This window comes from Shewanella pealeana ATCC 700345 (assembly GCF_000018285.1).
Lineage (GTDB): Bacteria > Pseudomonadota > Gammaproteobacteria > Enterobacterales > Shewanellaceae > Shewanella > Shewanella pealeana.
The window spans coordinates 2,799,538-2,820,437 of the sequence record NC_009901.1 but is presented as its reverse complement, the minus strand read 5'-3'; the positions used below and the strand labels follow the sequence as shown (position 1 = coordinate 2,820,437).

Here is a 20,900-nt window from a genome sequence, read left to right as displayed (position 1 = left end):
ATGTTGCGATTAAAATCTGAGTTGCAGGTAAAAAACAATACGTTAAACAGTTACTTTCCTATCCGAACAAAAGACAGGTATGACATTTTTGATTGGGACAGTGCACTAGGGCACGTGGTAAAACACGCCTACCGAAAAGAGTTTATTCCCTTTAAAGATCCTACAGATCTAACCGGTAAAAAGAAAAAGCAATTTGAACTAACAGACTTCAAAGAGGCTAGCCAAAAGACATTCTTGCGTAAGTTAGATGAAGCTGATTTTTGGCCGATCCTTTATAAGATGTATTTTCAAGGTGATGAATTGTTTAAGATTGCACCAGAATTCTTATTGTTCAAAACGCATAAGGCTGTGGGTAATACGCCAAACAGTCGCTTAGGCAATATGTTTGCTAGTTTGCTACAAGATTTTTCTTTTACAGAAAAACCGAATGCAAAGCTAAACTTTCTCGAACAGCAGCTATATGACGTACTCAGCCTTCACCTAAAAACTCAGGATCCTGAAGAGGGTGATGTTGTGCCTAAGGAGGCGCCATATTTGCCATTTATGGCTAATCATTTCCAACAAGATCTTACATTTTTAAGTAAACGGCCTAAATATTTACTGTCTATTTTCAAAGATTTTCTTCGACTATATGCGCACTTGTACACTGCGCAATTGGCACTAAATTTAAAAGATTGGCGCTCAGGTGAGCCAAGCCCTAAGCTGCATTACTTCATTTTAGATACCGAAAAAGCAAGTGATGAGCGCAAATTGGTAAAGGACTATGGGCATAAGCAATTGTCTACCGCCCTTTGGAGTATCTTTCCTTACTTATCGATGAATGAAAATCTACAAGATAGTAAAAATCAGACTATGCCTATCTGGGCGTTTGCGCAAAACTTAGCAGAATACCCAACATGTGTAGATGCACTTGAAAACTACGCAGCTGAATTTAAAGAAACTAGACAACTTAATACCAGTCTATCGGATTCTAGAGACCCACTAGATCAACTCGACAACTTACTAAAGCTAGGTGCAGCACAATTTGGTCGAGGTGAAACTCGATACGATATCAATTTGCAATATGTCAAATCAGCAGAAGCTGAGCTTTGCTCTCACTTTATTCAGAGTCGGGGGCGTGCAGGGCGAGTAATGGTGTTTAATCAAGATTACCTCATTTTATTGACCAATATTGCAGTGGGTGAAAAAGATAAGCTGCGATTCCATGAGCTTATCTTAGCTTTCGAAGCAAGAGGTGTCTTTTTTGACAAGCAAAGCCAACAGGCTTTAATCGAATTTTACGAACGCATCGGCAATGTTGAGCGTATGAGTGACAGTGGAGATGCAGTATATGTCTTTAAAACAATTTAATGATTTTTTAGCTGAACAATTCCTAAATTGGGGACAGCATTCCATTAAGCCTGGCTATCGATATCAGTTTCAGTCTCCTGATAATGAAAATAGCATGAAACTGTTTGACTCGATTGTATCAAAAGCCGATGGCACGATTGATGTTAAAGGCACAAAGTTATCAATAGTCACATGCGGTCATTCTCGTCTTTTGCCGGTATTACATAGCGAAGACTCGAATACGGCACCTGGTTTTACAGAGAACTTCATCTCACACTTGCGCGATGAAGTTGCTGGGCAATTCGGTGAGTTTGAAGACTGTGCATTGCTAGTGATCCACAACAGCATGTTAGACACGCTGATTAATTCTGCTGAAAATGTGGCTCAGCCTGCAAGTATCTGGCACCCAGAGCAGATTAAACAAGCAATGTACAAGTTAATCGATGACGTTAACGGGACTCGCAAAGTCTCAGAATGTTTACTCGAGCATAGGTTTAATCAAATCGTCGATGATGGTGCAACCATGTTTGGTTTTGAAAAACTTTACAATGCACTACTCGATGGCGATCTAAAGTTTAGCGAGCTGGGCTTATTAAATGACCCTGCAATTCTGACGTGGGATGGTAAGCCAGAACAAATCAATAAACGACTCGATGAGAACAAACGGCTATATGAAGATATTGAACGTATCACTCATCATTTCCCTAATGAATTGGAAGAAAAGCTTGCTGAAAAAGATTTCGGTTCTAAGTTTGTTGAGCGAAATTTTGGCGGAGAAGGCCTTGAAAGCTGGAAAACCGAATTAGAATTTAGTGCATGTAAGCAAGAGCAGGAAGCAAACAGAAAAAACCTATTAGAGCTCGAAAGTGAGGTGATCCTCCAAGGAGAGCTAATAGCAAAGAATAAGTCAGAAACCAAGGCGGGTCGCAGAGAGCGCCATTTGATTTTGGTTATAGAAGAAGACCAACAAGATTTTGGTTTTGAGTTGACATTTATTGGCGGGAAAATCGAACGTAAGCAGTGTTCAATTCTGCACAATAAAACGGACTTAATTGAAATCGCAAATCCAGTGAACTCAGGCGGAAAACGCAGCCGAGTGACGGTTACTGGCGCCTATACTGGCAAAGCGATGTTTTTCACTCTAGATCTAAAAAGAGAGAAAACAGCGGAACGCTATAAGTTTAAAGTGTTAGTCATTAGAAGCGGCGATTTCTATATTGATGCCTTTAGAAATAACTTCCTAATCGAACCACCAACTTCATCCAAGAAGACCGCGCGGATCACACTGCAAACAGAAGACAGCAGTTTTGTGATTGGCATAGACGGTGGCAAAGAGGGCACTAAAGCAGTACTCGATGAGATTGGACAGGTTTTCGACAATGAAACGACAAGCGAGATTAATTTCGAGCAGATAGCGAATGAATCTGACGAGCTACATTTTGTGGTTAAAGGTCAAGATTCATGGCTAACGTTTAATGTTGAGGGCGCAATCGCAACAGACTCACTAACACTGCCACTGATCTTAGATAAAGACAGATTTACGCGACTATATCAAGATGATTATCTTGGTAGCTTTAATCGCGCAAAGAATAAAGTCTTACTCGATAACAAAGAACTTTCACCCAAGGGCAAACGCTTAACCCTATTGCAGTGGGAAGCTGAAATTGTTGACGGTTTGCTGCTCACTAGACGCGATGAGCAACAAAATCCGTTATCTCTCAACGATATTGAGGCGACATACCCTTCGTTGTTTGTTGCTTATCGAGCATTATTTGACTATTACCATGAACACCGTACATTGCCTAGCCTCTGTAGTTGGGGGCCGGAGTATCGTGTTTTAGCGGGGCAGGTTGTAAAACAATACAATGATGCTATTAGCGCTATCGGCGATGATATTTTGCTTACGGCAGAGCAAAAGCAGTTGATTAATATCGGATTTGCGACCTTTAGTGGCCAAGAATTTATTACGCCATTCCACCCTATGGTCATTGCTTACTATTTATCACTAGCTGAGCATGTAACCCTAGATCAAAGCCATAGTTTTAAGACACTGCCAAAAGTGACGCTTGATAGACTAAATGCCCGTGGATTATTACCTTTTATCTACGACCCTATTCATGGTTTTGCCTTTAGTCAGTTAGAGAAAGAAAATAGCTTTTGGTTAGAACTCGTACCACAACAAGATACGAGCTTTTCTTATGTGCGTAAGCTAGTAAAAGATAAAGTCGGTGAATTTAAAAATGCCTTCTCGGCACTGTTTAATGCAGGCCCGAAAGCGACATTGATTATTAACTCAGTTAATAACAAATCAAACCACGAAATTTTTATGGGGTTGGTTGATTTTGTTAAGGCGAATAAAGATAAGGTCTGCCAAGTTCATGTGAATCTGTATGACGATAAACTTGTCTATAGCGAATTCGATCGCTTCGCCGAGACGGCGAGTTACGATGAGCTGAAAAACTTATATGAACTAGATAAAGGCGCTGTACGTGAGCAAGCGGATATGATTATCGACTTGTTACGCACTCGACTCACTTATAGTAAGTTTGAGAATGGCAAAATTGATGGCAAACAAGCTTATTCACACCTTAGCTTCTTTCGAAATAACAGCAAGGTAGAGCCAAGAGATGTCAATGTCGATAAACAGCTAAGTGGAGTGGTTTGTCATGGTCTAATGGCGGGTGAAGCAGCTGCAAATAAACAAGACAGCTACTTTACAGCATTCGGCCTTAAGAATGTCGATACCGAAGGGCAAGCACATCTACAAATTGCCCAAAAGCTTGGCGGCCTCATCAAGCCTGCGCGTCTATCTAGCGAGCCGACTGGTAACTCAAAGTCGATGGCGCTGGTGGTGAGTGATAACTTTAGAGCCTTACTAGAGCGTTCTTATGTCAGTTCCATCTGGACGACCATTATTGACCCTAAGGTGACCTTAGATTTTTTCGAGAATGCAAAAGATATGGTGTTGATCCACTATTCGGATAACTACACCAACTCGGCGAATTACGACGCAATTACCGTTACTCGCCAAACCGAGCTTTATAAGAAGGTGCTTGAACAGGACGAAGGCGGGATAACTGAAGAGTTTAATGCCTTTAATGGTGAGTGGCTGCTTAAGATGATCACCGCTAATGCCAACGAGCGTAAAGAGAAAAAGGGCATTATTGGTGCGTATAAATTTGTAAACTGCTTACTGTCGCAATCTGATATTACTTGGGTACCGCTTTCGGTTGCCGAGATGATCCGTGTAACCGGTAACATCGGTCTTAAGATGTCTGATAGTGACTTCTCGCGTAACGTCCAAGGTTACAAGTCAGGCCTCATCTCTGATGATGTACTGTTTGTCGGCTTTAAAGATAAACAGATGTACGTGTTACCACTTGAAGTGAAAACCGGCATCAAACAAACCCACAGTAAAGGTGTGCAGCAAGCTAAAGAGCTTAAACGTTACCTGTGTGAAGACATATTGGGCCGTAATGACTTTGCTGGCATGTTATATCGTGGCCTGTTCATCAGACAGGTGCTGATGCAGATCGACAAGTATGAGCTATATAATCTCTATTCAGATACTTACTTTGACGGATTCTTAGCTGATCGAGAATGGTGGTTACAAGGTGACTACAGTATTGCTGAGCTAGCAAATTATCCAGACGGTTTTATGCTCTCTCATGTTGAAAACGATACTTTCTTTGAAGCAGATTTTAATGAAGTCGACGACATCTTAAAAATTCAGCTGCCTATTAGTTATTTGAAACAACTTGTTAGTACACCGCTGCGAGAGTTAATGACGGATGTTCGTCCCGAGCAACTTTGCCATATTCCAGAAAAATATTTGCTTGTTGCAGCTAATTCAAGTGAAACGAGAAAACAACCAGAGCAGGATTTACCTGAGCCACAAACAACTACTCAACAAAGCACAAGTACAGATACTCATACGATCTCAAGTCGGGCTATCGAGCTCAGTGATTTTTTACCGACTAAAGATCCAATAAAAGACGCCGAGCTTGTAGAAAAGGATTCAGATACAGCACATAGCGATTTGAATGTGCCTTCCAAAACCGCGGGGCAAACTCCTGTTAGTCAACCTGAGCAAGATAATGAGCCTATAAAAATTCTAGTGGGTCATGACGTGCGTGATAATGCAGAAGTATATTGGGAGCCAACCAATACCGCTAAGTTTATGAACACCAACTCAGGCATTATTGGCACCATGGGTACAGGCAAAACGCAGTGTACCAAGTCGGTAGTGACTCAGTTGTATCGTCAGCAAGCGCGTAATGTGGATGGTAAAGCTATTGGTATTCTGATCTTCGATTACAAGTCAGATTATGTCGATGAGAAGTTTTTAACAGCCACTAACGGTAAAAAGTTTAACCTGCATAAACTGCCATATAATCCACTTAGTTTATTTGGTGATACACCTATGCTGCCTGTGCATACGGCGCGTGGTTTCTCTGAGACCATGGGTAAAGCATTTGGTTTAGGGCAGAAGCAACAACTAAAACTGCGAAAGCTGATTGGCGAAGCTTATGAGCTAGCTGGTATTAAAAAGGGCGATCAAAGTACTTGGAGCAAACCGGCGCCAACAATTAGTGATATTTGGGCGCTATTTGAAGAGACGGAGCCAACTGAAGATTCACTCTATGCTGCGCTGGAAAGTTTGTATGAGCTGGAGATCTTCGAAGATAACCATGAAAAGTGCACTAGCTTATATGAGCTGGTGGACGGCATAACAGTGGTTGAATTAGCAGGTTACCCATCAGAAATTCAAAATCTGGTTGTGGCATTGACGATGGACTTGTTCTATTCGCAGATGCAAAAGCAAGGCAAACCTGAAGTGCAGGGCGACTTTAGACAAGTCACTAAGCTATTGCTTGTTGATGAAGCCGATAACTTTATGTCGCAAAACTTCCCAAGCCTCCGCAAGGTACTAAAAGAGGGCCGAGAATATGGAGTGGGGGTGATTTTGTCAACGCAAGATATTACCCACTTTAAGACCAGCGAAAATGATTATTCGTCTTACATCTTAAGCTGGATTGTGCACCGTGTATCGCAGATTAAAAACCAAGACATTAAGTCAATCTTCAACAAGGATGATAAGTCAGACCAAGAAAACCTGATGAAGAGCATTCGTGAGCTAGATAAGCACTACAGCTTGTATGTGGATGGCGATAAGAAAGTGCAGAAGATCAAAGATAAAGCGTTTTGGGAGCTGCTTGGTTAACGAGTTACCTAACAGACTGATAAAAAACACCTTTCGGGGTGTTTTTTGCGATAGCGCATATTATTAGCACCAAATAAATGTATATAATCAAATAACTACAGATTACTGAGTCAATTAAATGGATTTAAATCTCAAAAAACAAGATATCAATCACTTCTTAAGTTTGATCAATTCTAGTGTCACCAAGCCAATATTAATGCTTTTAGCTGAAATGGAGCATTTAAATGACGCCAAATGAACTTAGGGCTGCAGTCTTAGCTGTAAAACGATGGTCTCGAAGTGATCAGCGTGCACCTAACAAACCATTAATGATGGCCTATGCACTCTCGAAGTATCTCCAAGGTCATGGTCAATATTTTGATTATGAAACTGAAGTTGACGAAGAGGTCACTGAGTTGCTTAAACGATTTGGTCCAGCTCGGTCAATTTATCATGCTGAGTACCCATTTTGGCGATTAATAAACGATAATATTTGGACGCTAAATAATGCTGAAAACTGCATTGCTCGAAAGAGTAATACAGACCCCAGCAAACGTGAACTAATTAAACACCAGGTAAGCGGTGGTTTTAACGCTGCTGCTTATAAATTGATTAAACAAGACTCTAACTTAACCCTAGAGCTTCTAGAAACAATTCTACAAGATAGTTTTCCACAGAGTATTGTTGATGATATTACGCGTCACCTAGGCCTTGAATTCAGCTTTAAGCAGGTTCAAAAGCGAGATCCTAGATTTAGAAAAGAAGTGTTACGCGCCTATAACTACCAGTGTGCGGTTTGTGGCTTTGATTTGCGAATGGACGATATCTCTGTAGGCTTAGAAGCTGCTCATATCAAATGGAAGCAGTTCCATGGGCCGTGCGATGTAAACAATGGTTTAACCCTATGTGCATTACATCATAAAGCTTTTGATAAAGGTGCTTTTACTATTACACAGGATTACACCATTAAGTTGTCAGAAAGCTTGAATGGCGGTGAGCAAGCCCAGCGACTATTTTTTGATTTTGAAAGTAGACATATTAAACTACCAAAGAAGGATATTTGGTTGCCTAATATTGAGTACTTGATTTGGCATCAGAAAGAAGTTTTGAAATAGGTCAAGAAATTTGATGGTTAATAGACAGATTTTTTATCCAACGACACATTTGTATCAAAGGAGTAGTTAATATCAAATATTTCACTGATGTAGTGTGGGGGACAGAAAGTTGCTCTTTTCTTTAAAGGTAAGTTTTTTCAACTTTCAAGCTAAACATCAATCGCTATATTATATGCTAATGATAGCCAAATTAACTATGGCACTACATTATACTACAACGAAACTATGTGAATAATATCTCTATTCTGTGTTCGCTTAGTCTTTAATATAAAAATATTTAGTAAATATCCAAATTAGTATTTAACAAGTTGTATATTGATGTTGGAGAAGTTGATTTTCTGTTGCTGTATTGGATTGAAGGGAAATTAAGTGAAATTAAGTGAAATAGAGTTAAAAGAAGAATACAGAACCGGCCATGATGATTTAGTTAATAGTTTTTATAAGCCATGCTTACAAGAAGCTAGTTCATATGATCGTTCTGTTGGTTACTTTAGTTCCACAGTCTTTTTACTGATTGGCCCTGAGCTCGTTAAGTTTGCTCAACGTGGTGGCAAGATTCGGCTTGTTTGTTCTCAATACTTATCAAATGCTGACATTGAAGCGTTAGAGTCTGGCTATCATCCTGTCATTGATGAACAGTTTGTCGAAAATAGTCTTTTAAGTTCAGTTAACTTATTAATGCAAAATACAAGCACCATTAAAAATACGGTGGCGTTAGCCACACTTATCAAGTGTGGCTGCCTCGAAGTTAAAATCGCATTTCGAAAAATAGGTAATGGCTTATTTCATGAAAAAGTAGGCATTATTCACGCCAATAATGAAACAGTTACCTTCAAGGGCTCAATAAACGAAACTTGGAATGGTTGGCATGAGCGTGGTAATTACGAAACGATTGATGTATTTCGAAGCTGGGTTGAAGGGAGAGATGCTCGTCAGGTGTATAGAAACAGTGAGTATTTTGAAACACTTTGGGATAACGATATAGATGCTTTAGATGTGATCCCTTTTCCTCAAGTTGCTAAGTCAAAACTAGAAAGTATTTCAAAAGAATCGATAGCAGATATAGAGCCCGATACATTGGATGATTATTTTATGCCCCCAAACATTGAGCAGATTGATTATGAAGCGCCTAAAAGAACCCCTTTACCCCATCAAGTCAACGCGATAGAAGCATGGAAACAACAAGGTTGCCGTGGTGTATTTGAGCATGCCACGGGTAGCGGAAAAACCTTCACAGCATTAGTCGCCTTGAATGAGCATTTAAAGGGCGGCGGTGTCGCTTTAGTGTTGGTACCTGATCGCTTATTACATAAGCAGTGGTCCGAAGAGATAAAGTCTGATATTCCTGATGTCATATTACTAAAAGCAGGTGATGGGCATGACCGATGGAGAAAAAATAGACGCTTAAATACAATCACTCAACCAGATAAAGATTTAGGCGTAAGGGTGGTCCTTGCCACGATGGCAACGGCGAGGCTTCCTGAGTTTATTAATGCAATATGTGCTGGGCCACATTTAATGATTGTGGCTGATGAAGTACATGAAATTGGCAGTCTAGAAAACTCCAATATACTAACCATTGATGCTGGTAAACGATTAGGGCTAAGCGCTACTCCGAATCGTTACGGCGACCCTGTCGGCACAGAAAAGATATTTAACTATTTCGGCGATATTGTTCAGCCCCCTTTCACGCTAGTAGATGCCATTAATAGTGGTCGCTTAGTTAAGTATGAATATTTACCTGAAGCTATTCGCTTTACGGTAGAAGAGTCTGAGCAATGGGAGCTAGAAACTAAAGCTATTTATAAAGAATATGCGCGCTCTAAACGTGATGCTAATGGAGCACCAATTACCTCTGTAAAACTGCAACTAATGTTAATTCAGCGTTCGCGTATTGCTAAAAAAGCGTCTGCTAAAATCCCCTATGCAGCAAGAGTGATTAAAGAGAACTATAAAGAAGGTGAGAGCTGGTTAGTATATTGTGAAGACCAATATCAAGTCAGAGAAGTTATTAGTGCTTTAAAAGAAAGTGGTCATTCGCCTTGTGAATATCATACCAATATGAAAGGAGATTCCGCTGCGTCACTTGAGTGGTTTAAGCAATTTGGAGGCATTATGGTTTCTATTCGCTGTTTAGACCAAGGAGTGGACATTCCTAAAATTTCACATGTTATTATTCTTGCTTCATCGCAGAATCCAAGGCAATTTATACAACGACGAGGTCGCGTGTTACGCATAAGCGCCAATAAACATAAAGCGGTTATATATGATGCTGTGATGGTGCCTATCTGTTTAGATAGTGAGCCTGGTCAATTATCATTATTGAAGAGTGAATTACAAAGAAGTATTCAGTTTTCAGGCACCGCAATGAACAAATCAGGTTCGACTAAATTAATCACAATCGCAATTGAGTTAGGTATAGACCCTCAAGAGTGTGGCTTCTATGGCACTGATGGAATTGAAGAGTTAGGAGATGTTGAAGATGAGTAAAAGTAATCCATTATCTGTATTGTTAAAAATTAATGCTCAACTCGAGGTACCAATAGATTCACTGTTAATTGAACAGTGCTATGCCATTCAGCAAAAGCATCAGTTTGAAAAAGAAAGAAATAGCGTTAACGAAATTAAAAAAGTAGTTGAAGCGTCAATTTCAATGCCACAAGGTGACCTATCAATATGAAGTTACAAGAAATCGTTATTAATAATTTCATGCCTTATAAAGGTGAGCAAATTGTACAGTTTCCGCAACATGAAACACAAAATGTTATGTTGCTTTATGGAGACAACATGCGCGGTAAAACCAGTTTTTTGAACTCTATTCGTTGGGGATTTTACGGACTGGCGGTTGGTCGTCATTTGCGTACTATTCCACGTGTAAACTTAGTTAATATTGAAGCTGCAAGTGTTGATGATTGGTCAATGTCAATTTTGCTTAAATTTACACACGAAGAAAAGAGCTATGAATTACGACGAAAAATAACCAAGAAAAGTCACGTGTCAGTGCCTTCAATCGATAATGACTTTGAAGAGGTGATTGGTTTAAAAGTTGATGGTGAAGTGATTGCTGGAGATAAAATATTAAACCAGATTAACCAAGTTTCTCCTGAGGAGATCTCAAGATTCTTTTTATTCGACGGTGAGTTATTACAAGAGTATGAAAACTTATTATTGGATAAAAATGCCCAGGGCGAAAAAATAAAACTGCATATTGAACAAGCTTTAGGCGTGCCTTCGTTAATTAATGGGCGTGCAGATTTCGCTGTTTTATTGCAAGAATCACGAAGAATACAAACGCGTGATGCAAATAATTCATCTGAACTAAAAAGCTTAGCAACACGCCAAAGTGATTTAGATGTTAAAGAAGATACAGCCAAAGCTGACTTGAAATCGCTAAAAGAACAGAAAAATGACGTTGAGCTTTTAGTCGATACAATTGACGAAAAATTAAAAAAACACTGAAGCCGCGCAAAGAAGTAAAGCAGAACTAGATGTTTTAACTGCAACTAAAAAAGCAACTGAAAACAATATCATTTACGATCAAAATGAACGTCGTCAGTTACTTAAAAATGCATGGAAGGATATTTTATATACTGGGGTGCAACCGGTTTTAATAAATATTAAAGAGCAGCGTTCAGCTATGTTTGAGGCTTCAAATAATAAAGTCATTCTAGATTCTAAAATATTAGAATTAGAAAAAAGTTTATTAGATCCCATTTGTCCAACATGTTCTCAGACTATTTCAGAAACTGAAATTACAGAGATTAAAGGGCAAGTGGCAGTATTAAAAGCTGAAGCATCATTGTCGTTTGTTGATATTAAAGATATTCGGGATTTAGATAATAAAATTGAACAGTTTTCACAAATTCAGTCTCAATCTGAAGGTGTTCGTTTTTGTGAGTTAATAAAAAAAGAGCGGAAGTCCAAAGTTCAGTTAATGAAGCTTGAAACCAATATAGATGAAATTGAAGATGAAATAAGCGGTTTTGATACTGACGAGATATCACGCCAAAGAAATATACGTGACAGCTATATTAAGCAGTTATCTAACATTGAAAATGATATTAGTAGCGTAGAGAAAAGCCTAGAAAAAATAAAGAAAGACCAAACACAAATATCCAATGTTATTTCAAAAAGTACACAAGGCACTAATTCACTGAGTTCGGTTAAAGTAGGCTTGTATCAAAGTCTTGAGAGTGTGTTTAGTGAAGGCATTAATGAATTAAGAGATTCTGCGCGATTACAAGTTGAAAAATATGCGACTAGTGCGTTTAGTCAGTTAACGACAGAGACGACGTACTCAGGGTTAGAAATTAACCAAAATTATGGATTAACGATTTTAGATCACCAAGGCCGAGCGCTTAAAGAACGTAGTGCGGGTGCAGAGCAGATTGTAGCATTGTCACTTATTGATGGTTTAAATCGTACAGCTAGAAAAACCGGCCCGATTATCATGGATACACCACTTGGGCGTTTAGACCCTAAGCATCGAGCTAATGTACTGAAATACTTGCCTAAAATGGCTGACCAAGTTGTATTGTTGGTGCATGAAGGTGAGATTGACCCGAATAAAGATATCGAAAACTTTAAAGAGCGAATTGGTGCTCGTTATGCCATTGAACGTATTTCTTCAACCCAATCACGTATTATTCGGAGCCGTTAATTATGAGCACAGAGCCTAATAGAATTGGACTTACAGATGTTACCGTAGAAAAAATTGATGAGTTATTAGACGAGCTAAACCCTCTAGCAGGTGAAGATGGTGACAAATTAGTACGCTATGACTTGTATCGATTGGCTGTTGCACTAGGGGTTAAAAATAAAACGGTTCCTGTAGGGTTAACTTCTAGTGTTAATTCTTTTTTACGTGTTGCTGATTTAGATCCTGACAAAGTATTGTATTCCGTCGTAGAAAATTCAGGCTTAAACTCGGATTCTATAGCCATTTACTCTTTTATTGAGCGCCTTGCCGAACAAGGCATTAAAGAGATGTATAACGCGTATGACCAAACGGGTGAGATCCCTTTTGAAGAATACTTTCTAGCTGAATAAGGTAATTATTGATGGCGTCACTAAAATTATACTTTGCTCTTTATCACGAAATAGAAGCACCCAAAATAAGTGTATATCGTGATTTAATTAGCATTCATGAAGCCTGGAAGGCATTAAATGGAAGTGAATCATATACAGGGTTGATTCATGTTGGTTTTGTCAGGCCAAATATAGTCGACGCTGATAAATTATTAGCTTTTAAAGGCAAAGTTTTATCTACAGCTGCCGCTAAATGGGCATTACCAAGCAATTATCAAAGTTCTGGTGGCAGTATTGTAGAAGTGTCGTTATCAAATAATAAAGTACCTATTTATTTAATGTTAGATGGTTTTGGTTATCTTGAACATGATTGTTCGAGTAAGGGGGCTGATTGTACTGTTGTAGAAGATAATGTGGGGAGCTTACACTCTACAGCTTTAAATTATTTAAATGAAATGAAGTCTGCTAAGTCTAAAGAGGATATTTTTGCTTATATAGTAGAAAATAACTTAGCATCGTTTCCCGTTAACAAGCCTGTTACTGTATTGGAAAATGAACTTGAAAAGTATTGCCAAACTTCTCTAGCAGAAAAACAATTATTTGGGAAAACAACAGAGGGTAAATACTATTCTGTAAATGCGTTTACTGGTGAGGTTTCTGGTTGGGTTCGTTTAGCGAAGGTTAATGATGTAAAACTCTTTGATGATCTCTATAGTCACGGTGTTTATGACGATGTAAGTTATATAAATCGCTACTCCCAGTTGCCAGCAACGTTAAAAGAGACGTCTGGGATAGGGAGGTTTAACCTGCTTAAGGCTGAAATTTCTAGTACAGAGTTAATGCCTTTAATCGCTATTTTGCCATTTAGTTTGTTAGAAAAACCACTGGAAGAACTTAATTTACCTGTTAGATTGTTTAATGTATTCAATGTTAATGGATTTACTTCGTTAAATGATTTGAAAGATATTACTGACAAGACCATGCTATCATGGCCAAATTTCGGACGTAAATCTGCTAGAGACTTATATAGTTTATTGCTAGAAATTATAAGTCGAAAGCAAAGTAAGCTTGATGCTTTTTTAAATAGTGATGCTTCACAAAATTTTCATAAACCTATTACTGCAGAGCCTTTCGGAAAAATGGATTTCACAGCTCAAAGTAATAATGAATTTAAATATAACCTTGCATCGAATATTCCTTTAAAAGAACATTTCACTCAGGCATTGAGCTTATTGAAAGATAGAGAAAAAGAAATAATTGAACTCAGAATGGGGTTTCATGGACACATTCTAACCTTAGAGGAAGTGGGTACTAAGTTTGGAGTCACACGAGAGCGAATTAGGCAAATACAAAAAAAGCATGTCGCTAGAATTATTGACACCGAATATTGGGATGATTGCATCTATTTTAAAATAGATAAATTACTAACTAATAGAACAGAGCCCTTGTACATGGAGTTACTGGAAACGGAGGATGATTGGTTTGCTGGTTATATAGGAAAGTTCAAACACCTTGCAGCCATTATTGAGACTTTTACAGAAGGAAAATTATCTATTATCAATGTTAATGGTGCAAATATTATAGGTAGAATAAGGCAAGAGGCTTGGGATAATTTGATTTTTCAATTAAGAATTAATTTAATTGAAAAATCTAAAGAAGGTACTTGGACATTAAGTGAGATCAAAACAACACTGAAATCAGCAGTCACCGAGAATAATTGTACTGAATTATACTTTTTGTTGTTTGACCATTTTGAAAGCGCAATGATTTTTAATGGTATTGAAAATAATTCGAAGTTAATAGCGATTGGCAAAAGTCGAGAGTCTGCTGTTTTAGCTGTTTTGCAGCAAGCAGAGGCTCCGCTGCACTTTACTGAAATTGCGAAAAGAGCTTCAAAAATTTTTGGCAAGGAAGTCGATGTTAGAACTGCGCATAATTCAGTAGCAAGTGTTGGTGGACGGCTATTTAGTCGAGGTACCTACGGCTTAAAGCACTTCAATACTTTACCTAATGACCTCTGCGAGCAAATTAAAATTGTTTGCGAAAATTTACTATTAAAAAATGAGCTTTTGAAACAGTGGCATATAACTGAAATATTAAATAGTCTACTGAATAATTTTCCTTCATTGTCGAATAAACTAGATCATTATATATTGAATATTATTTTAGAAGATTCGTCAAAAATCACATATTTGAATAAGAATGTTTGGACACGTAGTGATTCTAACCAAACACCAAAAGATAGAATCGATATGGCGGATGCATTCACTAGAATTCTTGAAGATGCTGGCACGCCTTTGAAAGGAAATGAAATAAAAAGAAGACTAGAGAAACTTCGCGGTGTACATGAACATTTACAAATACAGGGAACTGCTCGGATGATTCAGATTGGTCCTGATTATTGGGGGCTAATAGATCGTGATGTTCCAGGGACTAAAGATGACAATAAGCGTTTGTTAGATGTGATTTTCGCACACTTGAACAAGCAACAAATAGGCATACATGCATCAGAGGTAGAGGCTATTCTTGGTACAAAATCACCTAATGGCTACACAGTTTTAAATTTGGCTCAAAGGGACTCAAGGTTTTATTTAGCAAAAAGTCTCTTGCTTGGTTTAGCTGAATGGGGAGAAGACACTAGGCGTTTAAATACTTCACAAGCCGTCAGAAAACTCCTTCATGAGATGGTTAGACCAATGTCAATTAATGAGATTAATTTAAAAGTTGAAGAGTTGACTGGATTAGAAGTTGACTATACAGTCTCAGGGAAATTAATAAGTGAAGGTGCCATATACGATCCTATTCATCGACTCTGGTATAAATAAAAATTCTATTAAAGGACGTATGCAGTAATATATTTAGTTAATTTATTTATGGCAAGTATTCTCTGACAGAACTGTTATGAGTTCTGTCAGAGTCACAAAATGGCTATTAAGTCACTATAGCATTTGAAAGTTCATTGATTTTTTTGTGGTTTCGGACAGCTGCAATCCCATCTTCAACATGGGCAGCCCATGCAGACATGAGAGAGCGACCTTCTAATGTTGGGTACTTAAGTTTTAGTAGCTGTTCACTCACCAACTGCGTTTCCCCCATCCAAGTCACTTTATCTAATACCAAACTACCATCTAGTTTTGCTTCAGTGTCAATAGAATCTGCTGGTCGATAGATAAAACCTGACTCTATTGAGCGGAAGAAGGCGATTCGTGATGATACGTTGGGTGCGATTCCCGTGTATTGCTTCAGTTTTTTCAATTGCTCTTCAGTAGAGCGAGTTAGGTTCATCCGATTTGGTAGCATTAGTTGGCTCCTACTACTGAATTTTGTTGCACTTCATTATTAGCAGAGTTCTGTTCCCAGAAATAACCTTCACGCAGTTTTGATGATTTAGTGGCGGCATCAAACTGAATCTCAAAGGCATGAGAAATGTCATCTTTTAGATAATCCTCTCCAAAGTACGCTTCATCAATCTCTGTATCGGTAGACAGAATGATTACTTGATGGCTGGCCTCAGGGAAGTAGTGCTCAATCAACTTATCTCTGTGTTTAGAGTCAAGTCGACCTAGCGGTGTATCGATAATGATTGGCAGTTTCTTACCCGATGTTTTACCTAATGCTTCGAGAATTGAAATAGCGTAGATCTGTTTTTCACCGGCAGACAGGCCTCTACGGCTAATGGTGTGCTGATCCTCATCGATTAACTCAACGTCAAAGGTAGTAGTGTTGATGCGTGCTGAAAGCTTTAGGTCTTCTTTACGTGCCAGCTTTTGATAGCTTTTGATAAACTCAGCTTCTAGTTGTTTAACACGTACTGCAGTTAGTTGCTCACTGAATTCTGCTAACAATGCATGGGTATTTTGCGCGTTTGTTAGCGATGCTTCAGCGGTAGAGGCGACTTTATGCTTGTCATGCAGCTTTTGTACTTTACGTGCGTAATCAATTGCTTCACGGTATTTTCGTTTCGCCGCTTCAGTCGTATCTCTATGCTCTACAATTGCAGCGGTGCGGCGGCTATTAAGCTCTTTTAACGCTTCAAGTTGCGTCTCCAGTTGTTCTTGCTCTGGTGCGCGGGCAATATTAATTGAGATAGAATCTAGTTGCTCTTCAACTATAGCTAAGCGTTTACGTGCTTCGTCAAAACGCTTATAGGAAGAGGGCGCTTGGTTGTTAATCTGCGCTTTAATTTGATCGTACTCTCTATCTGCTAAATCAAGCTGGATATCAGTCTTTACCTGCTGTGATTCACGATCATTTAAACATTCTTTGATTGTTTCTATTGCGACAAAGGAGTTAGATAGCGAGAATGATAACTTCTGCTCTAATTCAGTTAAGAAGCCCTTTAGCTCAGAGTTAAAACTATCAGCTTGCTTAGCTTTCTTTTCGGCTTCTAATTGAGTGAGTAGTGCTTGCATTGCATTGGGGGCCAATGCAAATGGTAGGTCACCTTCAATCTCCGCCCGTAGTGTTTTTTCTAGTTCTTTGCGTTCAGCGTCTAGTTCAAACTGTTTAGCCTTTTCTTGCTCACGGCTTTGTGCCCAAGCACCACCTCGTGAAGATAGATCAAGTTCGGTTTTTTCGATATCTTTAGCTATTAGTTCGATTTTTGCGCGGCACAATGATGCTTTGTTAGTTAGCTCTACAGCGGCATGTTCGGCTGCAGTGCGATCAGATTCTAACTTGTCAATTTGAGCTTTGATGTTATCTGGCATTGCTGCGGCATCATGGCGTTTTAGATAGATAGCTAAATCACTACGCAAACGCTCGGCAACATCAATACCTAAAAGGCGTCTAACTGCAGTTTGCAGTACTTCACCGGATTCATCTTCTGCAAGATCGGCAATTTTTTCCCCGTCGAAGAAGAATAGGTCTGAGATCCCCGGCGGGATAAGCTCATTAAGGAAGCTTTGGCATTGATCGTAACTCATGCTACTGAGTTCAGTGTTGTTCTGCTCTAAAACCAATTTATCTTTTTGGCCACGCTTCCAACCACGAGTGACGCGATATTCGCTTTCAACACCATTTTGGCTATGAGTAAAGATGAGCTGGATTGACGCTTTGTCTGCACTAATCCCTACACCATTATGAATCAGTGCATCTAGTTGCTCTTGATATTGAGCTGAGTTCATGCCGCGGCCAAATGCTGCGCGGCCGTACAAGGCCACACGGACTGCAGATAAAATAGAGGTTTTACCTGCACCATTTAATCCACCAAATAACACGATAGGCGATGCAGCAGTTTGGTGTTTACGGGTTACTCTTGGTTCTAAGTCAATCTCGTGTACGCCACGAAATACTCGAAAGTTATTGATCACCAGGCTTTTGATTATCATCTTAAAACTCCACCTTGGCTTGCTTTTCTAGCTCAAGAATTTCACGTTCATATTTGTCGATTTGATCCTTATGGATATCAAAATCTGACTTACTTTGCAGTTGAGCGTGGCGCTGTTTGATTTCATCAAGCGTGCCCCAGTCTTGCCTTAGTAGGGTACCGAGTTTATCGAATACACCGGTACGACGACTTAGGCCTTCTAAAGAAAGCTCAAGATCCAAAAGCTTTTGTACCATTTCAGGCTCAACGTTATATTGCTCGCCTAAATCGGTAAGAATCTGCGCTTCAACTTCACCGAAACTAGAGTTGTCGTTAATTACCCAATTAAGATCGACACCAAATACTTCGCGATAGATTTTTGGTAGTGAGTCAGCCCAGTCTGGTTCGTTCGGGTCGTTCAACCATTCTTGGCGAATAGCGTGTAGTTCAGGCTCGGTAACTAAGGTGACTGAATAGCCATCTTTATTGAACTCTCTTTGTTGCACTAACAGTTCGGTTAACCACTCTTTACGGTATTTAAGCCAATAAGGCCCGGGCACGTGTGCGCGTTCTTCAGATAATTCTTGTCCGTCTTTTACGCGTTGGTAATTGACTTTACCTTGGCGTCGTTTGTAATTGCGGTAGATATCTTTGTTTGCCGGCACATTGGTTTCAGCCAACTTGTTGCGGAATGTTAGCAGTGGCTGCATCCATTCTTCACCGTTTTGGATTAAGCTTTCCATTGCACGGTCTTTTGTGACTACGGTACATGTCCAGCAACCGAAACGTGAATTACCGCATGAAGGCGTACTATCGTCGATAACCATTGGGCATTCGCCTTGGTCTGATGAATCTTTATATAGGTTCCATAGAGTAAGGTTTTTACCACCCCATGGGTTTTCCCATTCAAGACCATATTCATCAGCCCATTTTTTACCTATACCCATCGGTGAAATGGTCACCTCTAAGCTACAGGCGCGAATTAGCTTCCATACATCGTCCATACTCCAGGTATCAATTGGTGTATAGATAAATGCATTGGCTAGTGTGGTGTGACGAGCTAGTCGTGTGTTTTCTATTTTATGCTTGGCGATAACCTGCGCACGAGACGCACTTTCTTGGCTGCGAGAGCCTAAAATAACAATCACTTCGTCATGCTGTGATACCTTATCTTTAATAAAGTCACTAACAGGATCGATTTTCATGCGCTCAGTACACCAACGGAAACTTTGAGTTGGTGCAGGGTAACCTTTACCCAGTAAACATGACCAAAACGTTTGGTGCGGTTTTGGTAATACTTTATGTGTTGTTAACGGTAGACCATCTTTCTTGGCATTATTGCCAATGCTTTCAAGTGAACGATTTACATGATCGACCACTAATGGAGTTTCTACCAATGTGTCTGATGCCACAACATATACTGGCTTGGTGCGCTTAGATTCATCAAGTGATAGCAGAGCTAGGTAAATGAGCGTGACAACGGCTGATGAATCTTTACCACCACTGTAGCCAATTACCCAAGGGCGGTTATCAGAACAATAAACACTTTGAACATCATCGATAAAGTGTTTTAACGGAAAGCCTTCGTTATTCTTTTGTTCACGCAATAGTTCTCGACATAAATTGATACTAACTTGATGCTTTAAAGAATCATCGAGTTTGTCGTATTTATCGAGACCTGCTGGTAACGTATCGCTGTTTTTGTATCGCTTGAAACCAGCAAAGAATTCATTTTGAATATATTCTAACTGCTCATCATCTAGCGCATCGGCTTGGAATAAATCAGCCATTGGATGCCTCACTACTTGGTATATGTTTATTTTCTAGAGCGCGTTCTTCCGGCGTTAATGATAGAGATAAGCTTTGCTTGAGTGCATTTGTCGTCAACATTATGTTGGTTGACGCTTTGCTTAACTTGCCATGTAACATGCTGCGGTTGGCCCATACAGGGTTGGATTTACGCCAATCTACATTTTTTAACTGCTTAATTGTTTCTTTCCAGACATCAGGTTGCGCTGTGATTAATGAGCAACCTAATGCACCCAACGCATGGAGGCCAACGCCGTGCGCATGCACATACTCTTGCCTAAACTGCGAAGGAGATAATTCTTTATTTATTACCATTTGCCATTCAGGTGTTTCTGCAAATACTGCTTGCCAATAGTCTGCGGCTAATTGTTTCTCTTCTTCAGTAAAGCTGTCTTTAACACCTTTACCTAGTAGAGCTCTGTTAGCTTGCTTTAGGCTGCTTAAGGTAAATAGCTTTCCGCTTTTTGAGCTTATGCTGGATTTTTCCATCTCAGTAAAACCTTCGAAAGGTTTAACGTTTTGCGCTAGATACCTTGCAAGCTCGGCGCTTTCATCGCGACTATCATAAAGCGCTGCCAGAGAAGGGCTTGGTTTAACTGCATATTTGTTTAGGTCTGCAAACATCTGTTGGCTGCGTTTTAGTCCTTCATCGACAAAAAACAATACTGCAATATTATCGTGTGCAATCTCTGGTTGCTCTTTGATTGCAGCTTCAATTGCTGCACGTCTATGTTGTCCATCATTAATTAGGATCTGTGCGTCCATAGGGACTTTCAACGTACCTAGATTTGGGGTGTTGTTGTGATCACTTTCTTCGAATATCACTGTAGACGCAACAGATACAGTTAACGCTGAAAAAACGTAGTCTTTTGGATTTTCGACTAAATAACGTACCATCTCTGGGATACGTGATTTGTTTAACGTTCGCTGGGCACGCAACTCTGGTGGCACTTCTTCTTCGTCAAAAACGAAGATCTTGGGAATAGTGCTAAGAGGACAAGTTGCTATATAAAAAGGCTTTCCTGCTTGAATACCTCTGACTGCCGGAAACGAAAAACAATAACCATCTTGTGGGCTTTTCATATGAAACTCCTAACGTTAAATATGA

13 protein-coding genes are annotated in these 20,900 nt (G+C 39.4%); 9 read left to right on the top strand and 4 right to left on the bottom strand.

The genetic code is table 11. The features are described 5' to 3' along the window. From dptG to SPEA_RS12170, 9 genes are all read left to right on the top strand, one after another. Nucleotides 1-1,350 (top strand): DNA phosphorothioation-dependent restriction protein DptG, encoded by a 1,350-nt coding sequence (gene dptG, locus SPEA_RS12210; RefSeq protein WP_012155552.1) that lies wholly within the window; start codon nucleotides 1-3, stop codon nucleotides 1,348-1,350. Further along, a complete protein-coding gene (dptH, locus tag SPEA_RS12205; protein WP_041410948.1) occupies nucleotides 1,331-6,553 on the top strand; it encodes a DNA phosphorothioation-dependent restriction protein DptH in 5,223 nt (1,740 codons plus the stop codon). The genes dptG and dptH overlap by 20 nt, the downstream gene beginning before the upstream one ends. A 224-nt stretch (nucleotides 6,554-6,777) precedes the next feature. Beyond that, the gene (locus SPEA_RS12200; protein ID WP_012155550.1) at nucleotides 6,778-7,647 is read left to right on the top strand and encodes a phosphorothioated DNA-binding restriction endonuclease; all 870 of its coding nucleotides are present in this window, start codon (nucleotides 6,778-6,780) and stop codon (nucleotides 7,645-7,647) included. Nucleotides 7,648-8,016: 369 nt separating this feature from the next. Next, nucleotides 8,017-10,137 (top strand): DEAD/DEAH box helicase family protein, encoded by a 2,121-nt coding sequence (locus SPEA_RS12195; protein ID WP_012155549.1) that lies wholly within the window; start codon nucleotides 8,017-8,019, stop codon nucleotides 10,135-10,137. Beyond that, on the top strand, nucleotides 10,130-10,327 hold the full coding sequence (locus SPEA_RS12190) for a DNA modification system-associated small protein (RefSeq protein WP_041410947.1): 198 nt from the start codon (nucleotides 10,130-10,132) through the stop codon (nucleotides 10,325-10,327). The genes SPEA_RS12195 and SPEA_RS12190 overlap by 8 nt, the downstream gene beginning before the upstream one ends. Next, on the top strand, nucleotides 10,324-11,106 hold the full coding sequence (locus tag SPEA_RS12185; RefSeq protein WP_012155548.1) for an AAA family ATPase: 783 nt from the start codon (nucleotides 10,324-10,326) through the stop codon (nucleotides 11,104-11,106). Before SPEA_RS12190 ends, SPEA_RS12185 begins: the two co-directional genes overlap by 4 nt. Nucleotides 11,107-11,242: 136 nt before the next feature. Then, nucleotides 11,243-12,307, top strand: coding sequence for a hypothetical protein (locus tag SPEA_RS12180; RefSeq protein ID WP_012155547.1), 1,065 nt, complete (start codon nucleotides 11,243-11,245; stop codon nucleotides 12,305-12,307). A 2-nt stretch (nucleotides 12,308-12,309) separates the two neighbouring features. Beyond that, nucleotides 12,310-12,696, top strand: a complete 387-nt coding sequence (locus SPEA_RS12175) for a hypothetical protein (protein WP_012155546.1) — start codon at nucleotides 12,310-12,312, stop codon at nucleotides 12,694-12,696. 11 nt (nucleotides 12,697-12,707) lie between these two features. After that, a complete protein-coding gene (locus tag SPEA_RS12170) occupies nucleotides 12,708-15,500 on the top strand; it encodes a sigma factor-like helix-turn-helix DNA-binding protein (protein WP_012155545.1) in 2,793 nt (930 codons plus the stop codon). A gap of 106 nt (nucleotides 15,501-15,606) precedes the next feature. On the opposite strand, the gene dndE is transcribed toward SPEA_RS12170, so the two are convergent. From dndE to dndB, 4 genes are read right to left on the bottom strand one after another with little or no spacing between them, the layout of a single operon-like run. Next, on the bottom strand, nucleotides 15,607-15,975 hold the full coding sequence (gene dndE, locus SPEA_RS12165; protein WP_012155544.1) for a DNA sulfur modification protein DndE: 369 nt from the start codon (nucleotides 15,973-15,975) through the stop codon (nucleotides 15,607-15,609). Further along, complete coding sequence (gene dndD, locus SPEA_RS12160) at nucleotides 15,975-18,005, bottom strand: DNA sulfur modification protein DndD (RefSeq protein ID WP_012155543.1); 2,031 nt, start codon at nucleotides 18,003-18,005, stop codon at nucleotides 15,975-15,977. The genes dndE and dndD overlap by 1 nt, the downstream gene beginning before the upstream one ends. A 1-nt stretch (nucleotide 18,006) precedes the next feature. Continuing rightward, nucleotides 18,007-19,773 carry a DNA phosphorothioation system sulfurtransferase DndC gene (locus tag SPEA_RS12155; protein WP_012155542.1) on the bottom strand — a complete coding sequence of 589 codons (1,767 nt, stop codon included), beginning with the start codon at nucleotides 19,771-19,773 and terminating at the stop codon, nucleotides 18,007-18,009. Continuing rightward, entirely contained in the window at nucleotides 19,766-20,875 is a 1,110-nt protein-coding gene (dndB, locus tag SPEA_RS12150; protein WP_012155541.1) for a DNA sulfur modification protein DndB, read from the bottom strand. Before dndB ends, SPEA_RS12155 begins: the two co-directional genes overlap by 8 nt. Nucleotides 20,876-20,900: the final 25 nt, after the last annotated feature.

Coding starts and splice junctions, on each gene's coding strand:
- dptG (WP_012155552.1), top strand. CDS start 1: ATGTTGCGATTAAAATCTGAGTTGCAGGTAAAAAACAATACGTTAAAC.
- dptH (WP_041410948.1), top strand. CDS start 1,331: ATGTCTTTAAAACAATTTAATGATTTTTTAGCTGAACAATTCCTAAAT.
- SPEA_RS12200 (WP_012155550.1), top strand. CDS start 6,778: ATGACGCCAAATGAACTTAGGGCTGCAGTCTTAGCTGTAAAACGATGG.
- SPEA_RS12190 (WP_041410947.1), top strand. CDS start 10,130: ATGAGTAAAAGTAATCCATTATCTGTATTGTTAAAAATTAATGCTCAA.
- SPEA_RS12185 (WP_012155548.1), top strand. CDS start 10,324: ATGAAGTTACAAGAAATCGTTATTAATAATTTCATGCCTTATAAAGGT.
- SPEA_RS12175 (WP_012155546.1), top strand. CDS start 12,310: ATGAGCACAGAGCCTAATAGAATTGGACTTACAGATGTTACCGTAGAA.
- SPEA_RS12170 (WP_012155545.1), top strand. CDS start 12,708: ATGGCGTCACTAAAATTATACTTTGCTCTTTATCACGAAATAGAAGCA.
- dndE (WP_012155544.1), bottom strand. CDS start 15,975: ATGCTACCAAATCGGATGAACCTAACTCGCTCTACTGAAGAGCAATTG.
- dndD (WP_012155543.1), bottom strand. CDS start 18,005: ATGATAATCAAAAGCCTGGTGATCAATAACTTTCGAGTATTTCGTGGC.
- SPEA_RS12155 (WP_012155542.1), bottom strand. CDS start 19,773: ATGGCTGATTTATTCCAAGCCGATGCGCTAGATGATGAGCAGTTAGAA.
- dndB (WP_012155541.1), bottom strand. CDS start 20,875: ATGAAAAGCCCACAAGATGGTTATTGTTTTTCGTTTCCGGCAGTCAGA.